Here is a 17062-nt window from a genome sequence, read left to right on the forward strand (position 1 = left end):
AACCTGAAGCCGAAGAAGACCCGGGGCTGGCGGATTCACCGCGCCGACGCGTCGCGAGGGGGAGAACCCGCGTCCTGGGCCAGTCGCACCACGGTCGCCGGAGCGAGATCCGCCCAGTTCCTGCTCGTAACGGGGGAGCGGGGCACCAGACCTAGGGTGGAGATATGGGTGCTTTCACACCAAGTGAGACTGTGTTGATCACCGATGGCGGTTTGGCGACTGAGCTTGAGGCGCGTGGGCACGATCTTTCGGACCCGTTGTGGTCGGCGCGGTTGCTGGTGGACGCGCCGGAGGAGATCAAAGCGGCTCACCTGGCGTTCTTTCGCGCGGGTGCCGTGATCGCCACGACGGCGAGTTATCAAGCATCGTTCGACGGCTTCGCGGCGCGGGGGATTGGGCGGCAGGACGCCGTGCGGTTGGTGCGACGGAGTGTCGAGCTGGCGCAGGCTGCCCGTGCCGAGATGGCCGGTGACGGGCGGGAGCGGTGGGTCGCGGCCTCTGTCGGGCCGTACGGGGCGGCTTTGGCGGATGGGTCGGAGTATCGGGGGCGCTACGGGCTGAGCGTGGGGGAGTTGGTGGCGTGGCACCGGCCTCGGGTGGAGGTGCTGGTCGATGCAAGGCCGGATGTGCTGGCGCTGGAGACGGTGCCGGACATCGATGAGGCGGAGGCGCTGATGACGGTGGTTTCCGGGATGGGGGTGCCGGCGTGGTTGACGTACAGCATTGAGGGGGATCGCACTCGTGCTGGGCAACCCCTGGCCGAGGCGTTCGCGGTGGCCGGGGATGTGCCGGAGGTGGTGGCCGTGGGCGTCAACTGCTGCGCGCCGTCCGATGTGCCGCGGGCCATCGCCGCCGCGCTCGAGGCCACCGGAAAACCGGTGATCGTCTATCCGAACAGCGGCGAGGGCTGGGACGCGCGGCGGCGGACGTGGGTGGGGGCATCGCGGTATTCCGCTGGGCAGGCCCGGGAGTGGGTGGCCGCCGGGGCGCGGATCGTGGGCGGGTGTTGCCGGGTGCGGCCCATCGATATCGCGGAAATCGCTCAAGCTGTGGTCACGCCTGGTGGGCGGGCTCGTTCAGCTTCGTGAGAAGGGTCCGGGCCTGCTCGTGGAACTCCGCCACCCGGGCGAGCTTGATGTCCTCGTATCCGCGGATCGCCTCTGGCAGCGCCGCCATCTCCGCCACCACATCGGCGGTGCCGGGAGTGAGGCGTTCGAGGGCCTGGCGCATCAGGTCACGGTATTCGGAGATCAGAGCGCGTTCGACGCGCCGCACCTTCGCGTAGCCGAACACGTCCAGCGCGGTGCCCCGCAGCACGCGTGCGGCGCGCAGCCCCCGGAACACCATTCCCGCGGTACGGCGCAGCTTGATCTTGCGCCGCATGCCCATCGCCCGCAGCAGCGGCGGGTGCAGCAGCACCGACACGACGGCGTCCGGGCCGAACTCGCGCTCGCGCCGCGCCCGCTCCACCGGGTCCAGGTGCAGCCGGGCGACCTCGTACTCGTCCTTGTAGGCCATCAGCCTGTGCAACCCGCGCGCGTACGCGAGGTGGATGCGCGCGCCCGCCTCCGCTCCGGCGCGCTCGGCCGCGAGCGTGGCCACCCGGCTCACCTCCTCGGTGTACGAGCGGGCGTAGGCCGCGTTCTGGTAGCCGGTCAGGTCGGCGATCCGCAGGGCCAGCACCTCCTCCAGCGGCCCGGAGGCGGCTATGGCGAGCGGGGGGAGAGCGATTCGGAACACCGCCTCGCGGTCCAGCACGGCGGCCCGGCCCCAGCGGAAGGCCGCCAGGTTCCGCTCGACCGCCGCGCCGTTGAGCCGGATCGCCCGCTCGATCGCCTCCGCCGACACCGGAACGCAGCCATGCTGGTAGGCCGCGCCCACGAGCAGCAGGTTGGCGGGCATGTGGTCGCCGAACAGCGCCTCCGACAGGGCGTTGGCGTCGAGGTAGACGTTGCCCGACCCCTCGGTGGCCGACTCGACGCGCGCGACCGCGTCGGCGTCCGACGCGGGCAGCGGGTCGCGGCCGGTCACCATGGCGGCGGTGGGCACGACGGCGGTGTTCACCACGGCGACCGTGTGCCCGGGCGAGACGACCGCGAGATTGCCGTCCGCCGCGACTCCGAGCAGGTCGAAGCCGATCAGCACGTCGGCCGTGCCGCGCGACGCGCGGATCGAGCCGGCGATCGGCCGCGGGGAGACGCGGACATCGCTGACGACGGGGCCGCCCTTCTGCGCGAGCCCGGTCTGCTCCAGCCCGGCGGCGTGCAGGCCGTCGAGGTGGGCCGCCATCTGCAGGATCTGCGAGACCGTGACAACGCCGGTGCCGCCGATGCCGGGCATGCGCAGCAGAACCGTCCGGTCCGGGAATCTCGGCACCGGCTCGGTGAGCACCACCGGTAGCGCGGGCGCCTCACGCTTACGGCGGGCGCGTGGCTCGACGAGCAGGAACGACGGGCAGTCGCCCGCCAGACAGCTCAGGTCGGTGTTGCAGGACGCCTGGTGGATGCGGGTCTTACGCCCGAATTCGGTCTCCACCGGCTGCACCGACAGGCAGGTGGACACCTGTCCGCAGTCGCCGCACCCCTCGCACACCCGCTCGTTGATCACGACCTTCGCCGTCGGCGCCGGGATGGTGCCCCGCTTGCGCAGCCGCCGCTCCTCGGCCGCGCACCGATCGTCGTGGATCAGCACGGTCACCCCGTCGACCACGGCCAGTTCCTTCTCCACGACCGGCAACGCGTCGCGGTGCCGTACGGACGCGATCGGCGCGAGGCGCACCCCGCGGTAGCCCTCCGGCTCGGGCGTGGTGATCACGATCCGGCGGACTCCTTCGGCGGCCAGCGACCGGGTCAGCGCGGGAACGTCGAGGCGGCCTTCCGCGCGCTGCCCCCCGGTCATCGCCACCGCGTCGTTGTAGAGCAGCTTGTACGTCACCCGCACCCCGGCGGCGACGGACGCGCGGATCGCCAGCGACCCGGAGTGGTGGAAGGTGCCGTCGCCGAGGTTCTGCACGAAGTGCCGGTCTTCGGTGAAGGGGGCGAGGCCGATCCACTGGGCGCCCTCGCCGCCCATCTGGGTCAGCCCCACCTGCCGGCCGCGCCCGTCCCCGTCCAGGGCGATCATGGCGTGGCAGCCGATCCCCACGCCGACCAGCGTCTCGTCGGAGGTGCGGGTGGAGATGTTGTGCGGACAGCCCGAGCAGAAGTACGGCGTGCGCGCGGCGACCAGCGGAAGCATGCGCCGCGGCGCGGGGGACAACACGGCCGTTCTCCTGGGAAGCCTGTCCTGGCCGGCACAGGTGGCCAGCGCCTTGGCCACGTCCTCGGCGCCGAGGGTGCCGCGCGCGGTCAGCAGCTCACGGCCGATCACGTCGGGCGACGGCCCTCCGTACAGCGCCTGCTTGAGATGGCCTTCCAGGAAGGGCACCTTGTCCTCCACCACGAGCACCGTGCCCAGGTCCGAGGTCATGGCCGCCAGGTCCTCGTATGCGAGGGGGAACGGCATGGCGAGTTTGATGAGCCGGAGCCCGAGGGCGTCCATGGCGGCCTCGTCCAGGCCGAGGTCGGCCAGCGCGCGCCGGACCACGGCGTAGGCGGTGCCGGAGGCCAGGACCCCCAACGTGGCCCGCTTCGCCCCGAAGACCACCCGGTTCAGCCCGTTCGCGCGGGCGTACTCTCGCGCCAGCCCGAGCCGGCGGGTGAGCATGTCGTGCTCGGCGTCGAGGGAAGCCGGGCCGACCAGGGTCGGCGGAGCACCACCGGCCCGGTCCGGCATCGGGACGTTCTGGCGCAGCGGTCCGAGGTCGACCGTGGCCGAGGCGTCGGCGACGTCCGCGACGATCTTCAGGCCGGTCCACAGGCCGGTGGCGCGCGACAGCGCCACCGCGTGCAGCCCGAATTCGACGATCTCCGCCACCGAGCCGGGCGCGAGCAGCGGCATGGACAGGCTCTGGCACATCGGCTCGCACGAACTGGGCACGGTCGAGGACTTGCAGTCCGGGTCGTCGCCGATCAAGGCCACCGCTCCGCCAAGCGGCGCGGTGCCCGCCAGGGTCCCGTGCCTGATCGCGTCCGCGGCCCGGTCCAGGCCGGGGTTCTTGCCGTACCAGAAGCCGGTCACTCCGTCGTGCCGGCGGCCGGGCACCTGGCCCAGCAGCTGCGTCCCCGCGACGGAGGTTGCCGCGAGTTCCTCGTTGACCCCCGGCCGGAACACCACGCCCGCCTCCTCCAGGAATCGCCCGGCGCGTCCCATCTCCAGGTCGAGACCGCCGAGCGGCGAGCCTTGATAGCCCGAGACGAAGACCCTGGTGTTCAGGCCGCGCTCCGCGTCGAGGCGGCGCTGTTCCAGCGTCAGGCGGACCAGGGCCTGGATGCCCGAGATGAGGACGGTGCCGTCCGTGGCCGCGTATTTGTCCTCGAGCGACACGCTCACGCGAACCTCCTGGTAGTACGTGGGGGAGACCCAAGCACAGCAACCCGACGCGAGCTGCGCAAGTATCGCTAGACAAAACATCGGAAACACGCAAAAGTTCTCATGATTTTCGGAGAACGGCTGATGTTCTTTGCGTACGGAGGAATGCTGTGGCGGACATTGACGACATCGATCACCGCCTGTTGCGCCTGCTGCGCGAGGACGGGCGCCGGACCTTCTCGGAGATGGCGGTCGAGGTCGACCTGTCGGTGGCCGCCGTCAAACGGCGGGTGGACCGCCTGCGGGAGATCGGCGTGATAACGGGCTTCACCGTGCGGATCGACTACGCCAAGCTCGGATGGGGCATCGAGGCGTTCACCGAGCTGCGCTACGCCGGTACGACACCGGTCTCCAGGATCGTGCACACGGCCACGGAGGTGCCCGAGGTGCAGGCGGTGTTCACGATCGCCGGCGACCCGGACGCCCTCGTCCACGTCCGCGCCCGCGACCTCGGCCACCTCCAGCAGGTCATCGACCGCCTGCGCCGCACCGGCGACGTGACCGGCACGAAGACGCTGATCGCCCTCGGCTCCTGGACCCGCGACTCCCTCAGGCCCCCGCTACCGGGCGCGCCGTGACTCAGCTGACGGCTGTGCCGAACCACTTGGGCAGCCGGCTGAGCAGCTAAGGGCGACGGAGTCCGTCGATGAGGACGTCGAGCATCTTGTCGTAGGTGTCGGCGGGCTCGAAGCCGTGACGCTTCAAGGTGACGTTCAAGCTTGCCAGCTCGAGGGTGACGGCGCCGTGGATGGCGTTCCAAACCATCTGGGCGGCTTCGACGGGTTCCGCCGCGTGCAGGATCCCCTGCCGGGTGGCGGAGTCGATGGTGTCCACCAGCACCTGCAATACCGCGGTGCCGTGCTTGGCGGCCGGCGAGGGCGAGGCCAGCGAGCTCACGCCGCTGAACATCAAGTGGTACTGCTCAGGGTGCCGCAGGGCGAAGGTGCGATACGCGCGGCACGACTGGCGCAGCCGCTGCAGCGGATCCCCCGGCGCTTCGCCGGAGTGTTCGACGTCCACCGCCGCGTGCAGGGCGTCGAAGGCGCGCACAGCCAGGGCGACGAGGAGGCCGTCCTTGTTCTGAAAGCGGTTGTAGACCCCCATGGGTGCCACGCCGGCCTCGATGGCCACCGCTCGCACGGACACCGCCGCCAGGCCCTCGCGGTCCAGGACGGCCTGGGCGGCGTCCAGCAATGCCGCACCGACCTGCTCGCTGGCGGTGCGGTGGCGAGAAGCGGGGGTCGCGGGCGGCGGCCTCACTTTGTCGCGTCCTCCTCTAGAGCGCGCTGGTGCTGAGCTGGTCGATGTCGATGTCGGTCTCCTTCAAGATATAGCTTCGCAGGACTATGATCACGCCGGTCAGCACGAGGGCGGAGACCGCTCCGACGCCGACCACGACGCCCAGTTGTGCGGTCGCGCTCTGGGTGACCTGATCGCCCTCGCTGGAGACGAAGCCGGTGAGGGAGAGCACCGCCGCGTACACCCCGGCACCGATGCTGCCGGCGATGGTCTCGGCGGCGTTGGAGGCGCCGGTCAGCAGCCCGATGCGGCGCTTCCCGGAGGTGCCGGCCTCGAGGGCGACGGCGTCGGAGAACATGGCCGGAGGCAACATGGAGGTGCCGGCGAAGCCGGTGCCCAGGATGCTGACGGCGATCAGGGCGGCGGGCAACTGGATCCCGCTGGGCACAAAAGGCAAGGCGATCAGCGAGACGGCGCCGGTGGCGAAGATGGCCGCGGCTCCTCGCAGCGCCGCGCGCTTGCCGCGGCGCACCGCGGCTCGCCGCCACAGAGGCATGGTCAGCATCAACGGACCGACCAGGCAGATGAAGAGCGGGATGAGGGCGGTTTCGGAACCGATGACGTGGTCGGCGATGTAGGGGGCGCCGGCCAGCGCGGTGGCCGCGGCCACCTCGCACAAGACGATGACCGCGAACATGGTGCGCAGTGGCCGGCTGGCGCGCACCGCGCGCAGGGCCTCGCGCAGGGTGCCGGTGCCGGCGATGGTGACGTTGGTGCGGGTCGAGCGTCGCGCGCCGATGAGGATGGCGACGCTCATGGCGATGAGCATCAGCGGGGCCATGCTCAAGGCCATGGCCCGATAGCCGGAGGCGCCGCCGCCGAAGATTTCGACCAGGGCCGGTGCCAGGCCGCCGGAGAGCAGGATGGCCAGGGCGATGAAGGCGATGCGCCAGGACATCATGCTGGTGCGGGTGGTGGTGTCAGGGCCGATCTCGGCGGGCAGAGAGGACCAGGGCACCACGAACATGGAGAAGGCCGTCCCGGCCAGGGCGAAAGTGAGCGCGACCCACAGCGCGGCGGCGTTTCCGGTGAAGGGGGACCAGAAGATCGAGACGAAGGCCGTCGGCAGCAGCAGCCCACCCGCGACCATCCAGGGGCGGCGGTGGCCCCAACGGCTGACGGTGCGATCGGACAGGCGCCCGGCCAGGGGGTTGAAAACCAGGTCGAGCAATTTGGGGATCGTGACGACCAGGCCGGCCAGACCGGCGGCCACCCCCAAGGTGTCGGTCAGGTAATACAGCAGGACGAGGCCGGGCACGGTGGTGAAGATGCCGGTGGCCAGCCCTCCTATCCCGAAGCTCGCCTGTTCGCCTCGCGACAGCGCTCGAGGCGGCGCCGCGCCGCCGGTCGCGGGCTGAGATGCGGCGGGGGTCGTGCCGATCATCGTTCCTCCTGGGGGTTTCTGTACTGGCTGGTGGGTGTACGTGAACTCAATAGATGGCGTGTTCGATGACGCCGACGCCGTCCATCTCCAGGCGCAGCTGGTCGCCGGGCTGCAGCCAGCGGCCGATCTCCATGCCGCAGCCACCGGTGATGGTGCCGGTGGCGAAGAGCTCACCGGGGTAGAGCTGTTCGCCGGCCGAGACGTGGGCCAGGGCCTGCCCCAGGCTCCAGCGGGCCTTGCGCGCGTCCGGCCGGGCGATGACCTCGCCGTTGATCATCACGCGCGACTGCAGGGTGGGCCAGATCGGCAGCAGGTCGGCGGCGCTGACGGCGGTGCCGGCCAGCGAGGTCAGGAAGTGTTTGGACTTCTGCGGGCCGAAGCCGCTGTTCATCTCGGGGATTTGCACGTCGCGGGCGCTGAAGTCGCACAGCAGCACGAACGCGCCGATGGCTTCCTCGGCTTCGGCCGGTGAGGCGTTCAGCAACGGCGCGTTCAGCGCGAAGCCGAGTTCCAGCTCGTAGTCCAGGGCCTGGGTGTAAGGCGGGGCGGTGACCGGGGTGCCGCTGGGCACGATGGTGGCGGCGTTGCCCATGTAGTAGGTCGGCTGGCGGTACCACAGCCGGTTGGGCCGGAAGGGCGGGAAGGTGGTGCGGGTGAGGGTTTCGAAGCCCTTGGCCACCTTGGCCAGGTGCGGGCGGAAGCGTGTGACGTAGCCGCGCGCGGCGGCGATGTTGTGTTCCTCGTAGAACATGAAGTCACGGAAGGACAGCGGCTGGAAGGGCAGCACCTCGCCGTCCTCGCCGATGCGGTGCGCTGCTGCCTGTTCGGCCTCCCACGTCGGGGAGAACGCCGGCTCGTAGCCCAGCGCGTTCTTCGGGTCGCTGGGATTCCATGGGCTGTCCTGGTGGGCACGGGTCTCGACCACGAGGGTGCCCTCAGTCGTCAGACGGCGACGGATCTCCATGAGTTGGTCCTTTGAGTGATGGGCGGTTCGCTATAGAACGACGTTCTATAGAACAGCGTACTATAGATCGCGCTCACGTCAAGAGGCCGGAAAGCTCCGCAAACCCGATGGCAACCGGCCGATTGCCAAGACTGGATCGGAGCATGACCCAACGTTTATACAGAGAGTAATCGGATATCTACTTTGCGTAAGCATCGCAGGTCAGGTACCGGGCCTTGACCGTCCGCCGGCCTTCGGCCTGATGGACACGATGCAAGCGAAGGGAGAAATCCTCATGGGAAAACGAATCGCTCTCTCACTGATCGTGTGTGCCGCGGGCTGGCTCACGATCGCCAGCCTGCCGGCCGCGGCCAGCGCCCACCCGCACCCCAAGGTGCCCCGTGCCGCCCTTGCGTGCGTGTACAAGGTCGGACATGTGCGGCCGAGCAGCTACCTCAATGTCCGGCTCCGCCCGACGTTGCGTTCGCACGCCATCGGCAAGCTCAAGGTGTCCGACCGGTACTTCGCCGGGGCGTGCCAGCCCGTCAGGAACTGGGTGGCGGTCAAGTCCTCCTGCGGCAAGCCCGGATGGGCGTCGGCGAAGTACCTGCGCAAGGTGAGCTGACCTGACTGTCCCCGGCCGCCGCCCCAGCGCGGCGGCCGGGGGCTCACCATCTCCTGACTCGACCTGCGAGGACGATGTAGACCAAGGGGAGACTCCGTGACAATCACCAGGCGAATCGCCTTCCTGTCAATCGCATGTGCCACCGGTGGGCTCATCAGCGCGCAGATCGCCATGCGAATCTCCGATGCCCGACACCCGTCTGCCGCCCCGAGCGCTTCCCCGACGGCCGATAGCGCGACATATCCCGCTCCCCGGGTACACGCGGGCGCGAATCCTCTGCACAATCCGAACGGGACCAAGCCAGGACTGGCTCCCATCACCTCACCCGCCGACAGGGCGGCCGCCACCGAATTGATCAAGACGTTGCGGGTCGGAGACGGATACTCCCTATGGGGGTACACACGTGCCTGGTTCGGTGAGAATTGGGCGGATACCGCGACAGGCGTTCCGTATGCGCGGAACGGGTGTCGTACTCGTGATGACCTGCTCGCTCGAGACGGAGAACAGCTGATATACGGCACCGGATCACCGTGCGCCGTCGTCGCGATGAAACTCTCGGATCCCTACACCGGGAGGACGATCGGCTGGCGGAAACAAGAGTCGGGCCGGGTGCAGGTCGATCACGTGGTGCCGCTGTCGTACGAATGGCGGATGGGCGCCTGGGAGTGGCCGGAGGGCAAACGGGTGCGGATCGCCAACGACCCGCTCAACCTGCTGGCCGTTTCCGGCCCCGTCAACGAGGCCAAGGGCGGTGCGGGTCCGGCCTCCTGGCTCCCTCCGGACCGGAAGATGCGCTGTGCCTACGTCACCCGCTTCGCCCAGGTGGCCATCAAATACGACTTCTACGTCACCGAGACCGACAAGGCGGCCATGCTCGCTCAATGCTCGGCGCGTAGCTCCAGGTAGGAGATGCCGGGCATCGGAAGGGGGAAGGTGAGGGTCACCGTTCCCCCTTCGACGGTCCGCGGCGGGGTGAACTCGTCGAGCGTGTTGGCCTCGTGGAGGGCCGCCCACTGGTGGGTGTCCGGCCAGGGCGTGCCGTCCGGCCAGGCGGACTGGATGTTGGAGTGCGTCAGGTCGATCCGGTGATGGGTGAGGGTGTAGGAAGCCTCGGGCAGGTTGGTCAGGGTCAGCGTGATATCCCGGGTGAGGGCGGGGTCGCCGCCCGCCTGGGACTGGTTGAGGGTGCCGTTCCAGATCAGTAGCCCGATGGCGCCGTCGGCGGCGAGCGCGGGCCAGACCTCGACGCCGCCCAGGTCGCCGGTGAGCGTGTGCGCTAGTTCGTGCTCGCCCAGCCGGTTGGCCAGGGACAGCGCGAAGAAGCGGGGTTTGCGCAGGTTGCCGACCGTGAGCAGGCCGAAGCCGCCGTGGAAGAGGGAGGGAGGGCGGCCGAGCTCCTCGAAGTGGTCGGAGGCCACCCAGTGGGCCAGCGCGTCCAGCCGCCCCGCCGCCGAGCGCATGCCGTGCAGCAGGAAGGTCGCGCCGAAAGGGCCGTCGCCGATGCCGTGGAAATGGGTGGGGGTGGGGCCCCACTCGGTCCACCAGATGGGGGTGCCCGCCCTGCCGTACCGGGCCAGCGCGGGCCGCCAGTCCAGCGGCGCGTTGCCGTAGGTGTGGGTGGAGAGGAAGTCAAGGGCCGCGCCCGAGCCGTGCACGTGGTCGAGGAGTTCCTGGACCCAGCCGTCGGCGGCCGAGGACGGGCCGCCGACGCGGAGCTCCGGGTGCACGTCCTTCACGGCGGCGGCGGAGACGTCGTACAGGCGGAAGAACTCCTCCGGGGTGCCGCTCCAGAAGACCTCCAGGTTGGGTTCGTTCCATACCTCGAACGCCCAGTTGTCGATGAGCTCCTGGAGACCGTATCGGTCGGCGAGGTGGCCGACGAGGGCGCGGACCAGGTCGCCCCAGCGGTCGTAGTCCTTCGGCGGGGAGATGATCGCCTGGTAGCCGAAGACGGTCTTGTCCGGATCGACGGCCAGGTCGCGGGGCATGAAGGAGAGCTCGACGATCGGCCGCAGCCCGATGGCCATGATGCGGTCGTAGACCTCGTCCACCTTCCGGAAGTCGTGGACGGGTTCGCCGTCGACCTCCCGGTAGACGCCGAGATCGTCGCAGAGGATGGCGTGCGCGCGGACCGTGCGCACGCCCAGTTCCTCCCGCATGACCCGCAGCGCCGCGAGCAGCTCCGCGCCGATCGGCCGCCCGCCGACCGTCTCGTCCGACAGCAGATGGGACAGGTGCTCCGACCCGATCATGTACGCCCAGGGGCGCCCGACCGGGCCGATCACCCGCGACGCGTCCACCTGCACCGACACCTCCCCGGTGTCCGCCCCCGATGAGACGGACGCCGGGGAGCTGAACGGCCCGGCCGCGTCCACCGTCGCGACCGCCGCCACCCGGTACCAGGCGTCAGCGAAGGTGTCCACGAACCGGGTCCCCGGCACGGCCGGCACATCCACGTCCGGCTGCTCGACCGGCAGGTACGGCCCCGCCGCCTCGGCCGCCCGCTCGACCAGGTAGCCGATCGCCCCCGGCACCGGATCCCAGCTCACCGTGACGTGCCCGCGCCCGGACCTGGCCCGCACCCCCGAGGGGGCGGCGAGGTCCGGCGAAGAGGGCCCCGCCACCTCCCCGGACGGCCGGTAGATGCGGCTGCGCCAGTCGCGTCGTGCGGACTCGGCCGTGCTCATGTGCTCTCCCCGATATAGGTGAATTAGTGGGACACGTTCCAGGATTCCTCGGCGAGCAGCGGCGCCAGGACGGCCTTGACCTGCGGCGTGGCGAAGTACCCGCGCAGCGCGTCCCGGCTCAGCGCGTTGCCGAGCGCAATCATGATCATCCCCTGGTCGAGCGCCAGGTACTGCTTGGCCACCTGCCCGCTGCGCACCGCGACCGCGTCGTAGAAGCCGCCGGGGCCGTACGCGTCGAAGTCGGCCTTGATCTTGGCGAGGTTGTCCAGCGCCTGCGCGGGCGCGTAGCGCAAGGCCAGGAAGGAGGCGTGCGGGGTGACCACGCCGTCGCCGTAGGAGGCGGGTTCCGGTTTGCCGGGGCGGCAGTCGCCGAAGCCGTAGTCGACGGAGGTGCGTTCCTGGTCGGAGGTGTAGCCGTCGGTGTCCATGCCGATGGCGTCCACGCCGTACTCGCGGTAGCCGCCGGCCGGGTTGTTGCTGGGGGAGAAGCCCCAGTAGCCGTACTTGGCGTCGTCGAGGCCGTGCGCGCGCTGGGCGGCCACGTAGATCGGGTGGTTGCGGCCCCAGCTGCCGGCGCCCCAGGTGTCCTCGGGCACGAGTTGCGGGACCATGAGCGCCTCGAACATGCTGCCGCCCCAGGTGGGGACCAGGCGCATGCCGCGGTAGCCGTACGTGCCCTCGAAGACGTTCACGCCCTGGTGGGTCTCCCAGACCCCGACCGGTTTCTGCTCCGGCCACGACCACTCACATGTGTCCGGGAATGTCCGCCACATGCCGAAATAGTGGTTCTTGGGGAGCTGGCCGAGGGCGATGCCGACGTAGGAGGTGATCCGGGTCTCGGTGAGCGCGCCGTAGTGGTGGCAGGTGGAGTAGACCGTGGTGCCGGAGCCGTTGTAGTCGCTCGCCACCGAGCAGCCCGACGGCTGCGCGGGCCAGAAGCCGCCGCGCAGCAGGCCGGTGTCCGGCTGGGCGGCCGGGTCGTAGTAGGAGCGGAAGTCCATGCCGGTGACCAGCGTGTTCGCCCGCGCGGCGACCTCGGGCACGGCCCTGCGGAGCATCATCAGCGCCGCCGCGAGCCAGCCGTTGTCGACGCTGGAGGCGAACGGCTCGACCACCGCGCCGCTCTCCGGCCAGGTGCGGACCAGGGCGAGGGTGTGCGGGTCGTACCAGTTGTAGAACTGGCCGGTGGGCGCGTGCCGCTCCAGCCGTTCGACCGCGCGGATCACCCGGGTCACCCGGGTGAGCGCCTCGGACCCGCGGATCAGCCCGATGTCGCGGGCGGCGACAGTGCTCCACAGGTAGGTGGCGATGTTGGTGGGCGAGGTGACCTTGGCCCTGGTCCCGGGGGCGAGGGTGCCCTCGATCTTGTCGGTCGGGATGCCGGTGGCGGGATCCACCATCGCGGTCATCGAGCGCCAGGTGTCCCGTGCGTACTTTTCGAGGGTCTTTTTCGCGGAGGAGGAGGCGGCGGCGGGGGCGGTGGGGAGCAGGATGAGGCAGGCCGCGAGAGCGGCCGATAAACGAGTTCGCATGGAAACTTCCCGTCACTTCAGACCGGTGAATGTGGTGCCCTGCACGAAGTAGCGCTGCAGGAAGAGGAAGATCACGAGGATGGGGAGGACGACCACGACGGCGCCCGCGATGAGCAGGCCGTACTGGGTGGCCTGGGCGCTGTTGAAGATCGCCAGGGCGACCGGCAGCGTGTACATGTCCTCGCTCTGCGCCACCACGGCCGGCCAGATGAACGCGTTCCACGAGGTGAAGAAGGTGATCAGGCCGAGCGTGGCGAGCGCGGGCTTGCAGAGCGGCAGGACGATCTGGAAGAAGATCCGGAACTCCCTGGCGCCGTCCACTCGGGCGGCGTGCACAAGTTCGTCCGGGATGTCGGCGATGAACTGCCGCATCAGGAAGATCCCGAGCGGCGTCACGACAGTCGGCAGGATGATCCCCAGGAATGTGTTGACCATCCCGAACCTGGCGATCAGCACGAACTGCGGGATCATCACTACGATCGCCGGAACCATCATCTGCACCAGCACCAGGCCGAACAGCACGTTCCTGCCCCGGAACGGCAACTTGGCGAAGGCGTACCCGACCATCGAGCAGAAGAGCAGGTTGCCCGCCACGGACGCCAGCGCGACCACGGTGCTGTTGAAGAACGCCTGATCCATCTGGGTACGCTCGAAGAGCCCCGCGTAGTTGCCGAACGTCCACTGCTCGGGCAGGAACGTCGGCGGGTCGCGGCGGATCTCGCTCTCCGGCTTGAAGGAGGCGAGCAGCGTCCACCCGAACGGGAAGGCGACCAGCACCAGGCCGACGGCCAGGCCCGCGTAGGTCCACACCCGGCGCGTCATCGCGACCTCCCCAGCCGGAACTGGAGGAACGCCAGCGCTGCGATCACGGTGAACAGCACGGTGGCCGCCGCCCCCGCATAACCGAAATTCCCGGACCCGAACTGGTTGTAGATGGCCAGCGAGGCCGACGTGGTCGCCCCCGCCGGGCCGCCCCGGGTCATCACCAGCGGCTCCTCCATGAACTGGGTGAACCCGATCGAGCTGTACACGGTGCAGAACAGCAACGCCGGCCGCAGCATCGGCACGGTGACCCACCGGAACCGCTCCCAGCGCCCCGCGCCGTCCACCTCGGCGGCCTCGTACAGCTCCTTCGGAATGCCCTGCAGGGCGGCCAGCAGGATGACCATGTCGAACCCGAAGCTCCGCCAGGCCGTCATCACGATGATCACCGGCAGCGCCAGCGTCTCGTCGGCCAGCCACGAGGGCCCGTCCACGCCGACCGCCGCCAGCAGCTGGTTGACCGGCCCCGCCTCGGGATCGAGCAGGAACCGCCAGGCCACCGCGATGCCGATGATGCTGGTGATGTAGGGCAGGTAGTACCCCAGCCGGAAGAACACCGCGGGCAGCCGCGCGATCCCGGAGTTCAGCGCCACCGCCGCCGCCAGGCCGAGGCCCAGCGTCAGCGGCAGCGCGGTGACCACGAACACCAGCGTGTTGACCGCCGCCTTGCGCATCAGCTCGTCGTCGAACAGCCGCAGGTAGTTCCGCAGGCCGACCAGGTCCACGCCCAGCGGATCCCGCACGTCGGTGCTGCGCATGTCGGTGAAGCTCATCCCGAGCCCCACCAGGAGCGGCCCCGCCCAGAACACCGCGAAGACCACCACGAACGGCGCCACGAACAACCAGGCGATCCCGGTGCGGCGAAGCGGGCGCGACGGGGCCACCGCCGCCCGCGCCGCCCTGGTCTCCACGGTGGCCACCATGATCAGGCCCCGGTGCCGATCGTCTCCGCCTGCGCCTGCATCGCCTTGGCCGCCTCCGCGGCCGACTGCTTGCCCAGCGCGAGCTTCTCGATCTCGGTCTCCATCACCTTCGCGACCTGCTCCCACGTCGGCACGGCCGGAGCCGACTTGGCGTTCTTGAGCTGCTCGCCGAAAACCCCCACCCGCTGGTCCGCGGTCAGCGCGGGCTCCTGCCAGGCGGCCTGCACGCTGGGCAGCGCGGCCACCTTGCCGAACCAGCTCGCCTGCACCTTCGGATCGGTCAGCCACTGGAGGAACTTCCAGGCTGCCTCCCGGTTCTTGGCGCTCTTGAAGACCACCATGTTGCTGCCGCCGATGACGCTGGTCCCCCCGGCGCTGCCCTTCGGGTACGGCGCGACGGCGAACTTGTCGGCGAAGCCGTCGCCGCCCTCCTTCTCCATCCCGGCGATCATCCACGGCCCGGAGTAGAACGCTCCGACCTCGCCCTTCACGAACGTCTGCGGGAACGCGCCGGTCGGCTGGTCGGTGGCGGACAGGCCGTCCTTGAAGAAGGAGGAGTAGTGGGTGAGCGCGGTGACCATCTCGGGCGTGTCCAGCGTCCACTTGCCGCCGGCGGAGATGTCGCCGCCCGCCTGCCAGACCAGCGGGACCACCTCCTGCCAGGAGCCCTGCTTGAAGTTCTGCTCCACGCCGAGCTCGGCGCCCGCCTTGTCCTTCAGCGCCTTGACGAAGGCCGTGGTCTCCTCCCACGTGGCGGGAGGCTGGACCCCGGCCTTCTCGGCCAGGTCGGTGCGGTAGTAGAAGGCGCGGGTCTCCACGTACCAGGGCACGCCGTACGCGGTGCCGCCGACCTCGCCGGTGCCCCAGGCGCCGGGGAAGAACACGGACTTGTCGATGAGGTTGCCGGGGGTCGGTTCCAGGGCGCCGGTCTTGGCCATCTCGCCCATCCAGGTGCTGCCCAGCATCGAGACGTCGGGGGTGGCGTTTCCGGCGATGGCGGCGGTGATCTTGTCGTGGGCGACGTCCCAGCCGAGCGGGGTCACCTTGATCGTGATGCCGGGGTTGGCCGCCTCGAACTCCTTGGCGAACGCGCCGAGCGCCTCCCCCTCGGCACCCATCGCCCACACGGTGACCTCGCCGGTGGCTGTCTTGACGTCGACGTCCTTGGCCTGTTCCGCCGGGCCGCCGGCGCTCCGGCCGCACGCGGTGGCGAGCAGGCCCACGGCGGCCACTCCGATGACGAACCTCTTCACGCTTCCTCCAGGGGGTGCGAACCGCAGCTCGCTCTGATGACGAGCTCGGTGGGGATGACTTGCGCGCTTGGGGTGTCCCGGACCCCGGTGATCAGCTCGTCCAGGGCGCGGGCGGCGCGGGCGCCGAGATCGCGCATCGGCTGCCGGACGGTGGTGAGCGCGGGGCGGGCGTGCCGGGCGGCCATGATGTCGTCCCATCCGGTGACCGCGACGTCATCGGGCACGGACAGGCCGAGCTCCTCGGCGGCCAGGATCACGCCGAGGGCCACCTGGTCGTCGGCGCAGACGATCGCCTCGGGCCGGGGGCCGGACAGCAGGTAGCGGCCGAGGGCGTGCCCGCCCTCGACGGTGAACTCGCAGGGGGACGGCTCGGGCGGGGTGAGACCGTGCTCGCTGAGCACCTGGCCGACGGACGTCCACCGCTGGGTGATGTCGCCGTTGTCATGGCCGCCGGCCAGCGCGATGCGCCGGTAGCCGTGGCCGAGCAGGTGGCTCGCCAGCCGGGCCGCCGACACGGTGTTCTCGCTGGCCACCACGTCGGCGCCGGTGACCGCGTCACGGGCGATCATCACCAGCGGCAGGCCGGAGGCGACGATCTCGGCGACCATGTCGTCCCGTACCGTCTGGCCGAAGATGACCATGCCGTCCACCCGGCGGGACAGGTCGCGGACCAGGTCGGGCACGGCGGCCCTGCCCCGGGTGGAGAGGATGATCACCGACCGGCCCAGCTCGGAGGCGACCTCCTCGTAGCCGAGAAGCACCTCCGCGAAGTACGGCCCCGACAGGTCGGGGAAGACGATGCCGTTGGCGGCGTGGCGGCCGGAGGCCAGCGAGACGCCCAGGCGGCTGGGGGTGAAGCGCAGCTCCTCGACGGCGCGCAACACCCGCTCCCGCGTCTTGGCGGCGACCGGCCCCGTGCCGCGCAACGCCCGGGACACGGTGGCGATGGACACGCCCGCCCGCTGCGCGACCTGGTAGATCGTCGCGCTCTCGTCAGTGTTCGCCACGCGGGGACCTCGCAACTGTAAGCGCTTACACTCATGCTCGCCACGATGTGGAAGCGCTTACACCGTGGGATTCCCCGAAAGCTATACCTCAGCCGTGTCGCTGTAAAGACCCCTTCA

The 17062-nt window shown here is 70.0% G+C and carries 14 protein-coding genes; 4 read left to right on the forward strand and 10 right to left on the reverse strand.

Annotated features, from left to right (window positions below; genetic code table 11):
* Positions 1 to 164 precede the first annotated feature (164 nt).
* Entirely contained in the window at positions 165 to 1088 is a 924-nt protein-coding gene (mmuM, locus tag Aple_RS00425; protein ID WP_155342390.1) for a homocysteine S-methyltransferase, read from the forward strand.
* Here the strand turns inward: mmuM and Aple_RS00430 are convergent.
* Entirely contained in the window at positions 1054 to 4431 is a 3378-nt protein-coding gene (locus tag Aple_RS00430) for an indolepyruvate ferredoxin oxidoreductase family protein (protein WP_246264014.1), read from the reverse strand. The genes mmuM and Aple_RS00430 overlap by 35 nt on opposite strands.
* Before the next feature lie 149 nt (positions 4432 to 4580).
* Here Aple_RS00430 and Aple_RS00435 point away from each other — a divergent pair, with 149 nt between their 5' ends.
* Positions 4581 to 5048, forward strand: a complete 468-nt coding sequence (locus Aple_RS00435; protein WP_155342392.1) for an Lrp/AsnC family transcriptional regulator — start codon at positions 4581 to 4583, stop codon at positions 5046 to 5048.
* Positions 5049 to 5094: 46 nt separating this feature from the next.
* On the opposite strand, the gene Aple_RS00440 is transcribed toward Aple_RS00435, so the two are convergent.
* The 3 genes from Aple_RS00440 to Aple_RS00450 are packed head-to-tail and all read right to left on the reverse strand — an operon-like array spanning position 5095 to position 8117.
* Positions 5095 to 5730 (reverse strand): TetR/AcrR family transcriptional regulator, encoded by a 636-nt coding sequence (locus Aple_RS00440; RefSeq protein ID WP_155342393.1) that lies wholly within the window; start codon positions 5728 to 5730, stop codon positions 5095 to 5097.
* Between the two features lie 16 nt (positions 5731 to 5746).
* Complete coding sequence (locus Aple_RS00445) at positions 5747 to 7153, reverse strand: MFS transporter (RefSeq protein ID WP_155342394.1); 1407 nt, start codon at positions 7151 to 7153, stop codon at positions 5747 to 5749.
* 46 nt (positions 7154 to 7199) lie between these two features.
* A complete protein-coding gene (locus Aple_RS00450; RefSeq protein ID WP_155342395.1) occupies positions 7200 to 8117 on the reverse strand; it encodes a fumarylacetoacetate hydrolase family protein in 918 nt (305 codons plus the stop codon).
* Positions 8118 to 8391: 274 nt separating this feature from the next.
* Between Aple_RS00450 and Aple_RS00455 the strand changes: the two genes are divergently transcribed.
* Complete coding sequence (locus Aple_RS00455; RefSeq protein WP_155342396.1) at positions 8392 to 8721, forward strand: SH3 domain-containing protein; 330 nt, start codon at positions 8392 to 8394, stop codon at positions 8719 to 8721.
* Between the two features lie 171 nt (positions 8722 to 8892).
* Complete coding sequence (locus tag Aple_RS56120; RefSeq protein ID WP_155342835.1) at positions 8893 to 9627, forward strand: GmrSD restriction endonuclease domain-containing protein; 735 nt, start codon at positions 8893 to 8895, stop codon at positions 9625 to 9627.
* Here Aple_RS56120 and Aple_RS00465 read toward each other — a convergent pair.
* The 6 genes from Aple_RS00465 to Aple_RS00490 are packed head-to-tail and all read right to left on the reverse strand — an operon-like array spanning position 9600 to position 16945.
* On the reverse strand, positions 9600 to 11408 hold the full coding sequence (locus tag Aple_RS00465) for a GH39 family glycosyl hydrolase (protein WP_155342397.1): 1809 nt from the start codon (positions 11406 to 11408) through the stop codon (positions 9600 to 9602). The genes Aple_RS56120 and Aple_RS00465 overlap by 28 nt on opposite strands.
* A gap of 23 nt (positions 11409 to 11431) precedes the next feature.
* Entirely contained in the window at positions 11432 to 12940 is a 1509-nt protein-coding gene (locus tag Aple_RS00470) for a glucoamylase family protein (RefSeq protein WP_155342398.1), read from the reverse strand.
* A gap of 12 nt (positions 12941 to 12952) precedes the next feature.
* Positions 12953 to 13762, reverse strand: a complete 810-nt coding sequence (locus Aple_RS00475) for a carbohydrate ABC transporter permease (protein ID WP_155342399.1) — start codon at positions 13760 to 13762, stop codon at positions 12953 to 12955.
* Positions 13759 to 14685, reverse strand: coding sequence for a carbohydrate ABC transporter permease (locus Aple_RS00480; protein ID WP_155342400.1), 927 nt, complete (start codon positions 14683 to 14685; stop codon positions 13759 to 13761). Before Aple_RS00480 ends, Aple_RS00475 begins: the two co-directional genes overlap by 4 nt.
* A 2-nt stretch (positions 14686 to 14687) precedes the next feature.
* Entirely contained in the window at positions 14688 to 15938 is a 1251-nt protein-coding gene (locus tag Aple_RS00485; RefSeq protein WP_218038032.1) for a sugar ABC transporter substrate-binding protein, read from the reverse strand.
* Positions 15935 to 16945 (reverse strand): LacI family DNA-binding transcriptional regulator, encoded by a 1011-nt coding sequence (locus tag Aple_RS00490; RefSeq protein WP_170321204.1) that lies wholly within the window; start codon positions 16943 to 16945, stop codon positions 15935 to 15937. Before Aple_RS00490 ends, Aple_RS00485 begins: the two co-directional genes overlap by 4 nt.
* Positions 16946 to 17062 lie beyond the last annotated feature (117 nt).

Origin of the sequence: Acrocarpospora pleiomorpha (genome assembly GCF_009687885.1) — a bacterium.
Taxonomy (GTDB): domain Bacteria; phylum Actinomycetota; class Actinomycetes; order Streptosporangiales; family Streptosporangiaceae; genus Acrocarpospora; species Acrocarpospora pleiomorpha.